Annotated in this window: 2 protein-coding genes; both read right to left on the reverse strand. The window is 56.6% G+C overall.

Annotated elements, in window-relative coordinates; translation table 11 throughout:
* Nucleotides 1-399: 399 nt before the first annotated feature.
* Nucleotides 400-606, reverse strand: a complete 207-nt coding sequence (locus EXE44_RS16655; RefSeq protein ID WP_137694934.1) for a hypothetical protein — start codon at nt 604-606, stop codon at nt 400-402.
* On the reverse strand, nt 596-1158 hold a 563-nt coding region (locus EXE44_RS16660; protein ID WP_206750395.1), incomplete at its 5' end, for a hypothetical protein. The genes EXE44_RS16660 and EXE44_RS16655, both read right to left, overlap by 11 nt.

The raw sequence follows: 1158 nt of genomic DNA on the forward strand, positions 1-1158 counted from the left end.
GTATGCTAACGCCCGAATCCATTTGATCCGCACTTTCTCATTCTCGGCGTCGTATACCCGTCCCTCTTTGACTTTCCTGTGCGCTTCCCGGATTCCATCTTCCAGTAAGTCTTGAATCTCGCCACGGTTCGGGAGGTCATCATTCGCGTCCGCGCTCGCGCGTTGGCTCTCACTCATGGCCAACCACCGGGGGTTCCATCCTCAATTCGGGCGGGAGCGGGGTTCTTATGGCTATACATCGGGTTCGGGAACGTAATTGGTAGTTGCTTAGTCACGGTTTCATCACCGTTGGAATCCCGGCCAAAAGCCGCCACCGGGGTACTGAAAAAATGGGCCTGCGGCCCTGATTCTACACAATGAACAGATCCCTCGCCTTCCGGGTCATCGGGAGCGCCGCGATTAGAGCCGGTCAGTCCACGATACGTCGAGGTCGTCGACCGCCTCCTCAAAACTCTCTGTGCCGACAAGTGCCGCCACGTCGGTTTTCAGGGAGTCGGGGGAGTCTTGTAGCGTTTCCATGTCCTCAATAATCGCACGCGCCTTCTCGCGCCGCTCGCGGCGATTGAGGGCTTCCCATTCGTCGCTAAGGTCGTTGTTAGTCGTCATTGAGTTGGATCGCCTCGTGTTCGGTGAGATAGTCGCAAAAGTCGGTTTGAATCCCAACGGACGGGAGCGCTCGAAGGTATGCCGCTTCGGATTCATAGCCTCGCTCTTTGAGGTCATGGTACATTTTGCTCGCCTTCATACGCGGCCCGTTGTTTGCCGCGCCTTCTTTCGGGTCGAACCCTTCGGCCGGGTCCAGACTCATACTCTCAAAGTCGCGGTGATACGACTCGGCAAATCTCATACACACATCGGTATCACCAAACTCAAAGCGGGCCTTCTGCGCCGCTTCCACCTCGCCCGTCGTCGGGGCGTCACCAGCAAAGTCCATCGCGTTACTTCCCCGCACTAATGCCTGTGCGCTATCTGGACGGGTCACTTCAATTTCTCCACCGCGCCCGTCGTCATCGGACACAACTTCATGCCGCTCGCCAGTAACGGGATCTTCAATGGTGCCGCCGGAAATCGTGGTTTCAATTCGATACGTCTTGTCGCTCTCGCTGTAGTTCGTACTCATGGTTAGATCTAACCAGATTCTCCAAGTGCCTCGCCCCT

Origin of the sequence: Halorubrum sp. SS7, from assembly GCF_005435055.1 — an archaeon.
GTDB lineage: Archaea > Halobacteriota > Halobacteria > Halobacteriales > Haloferacaceae > Halorubrum > Halorubrum salinarum.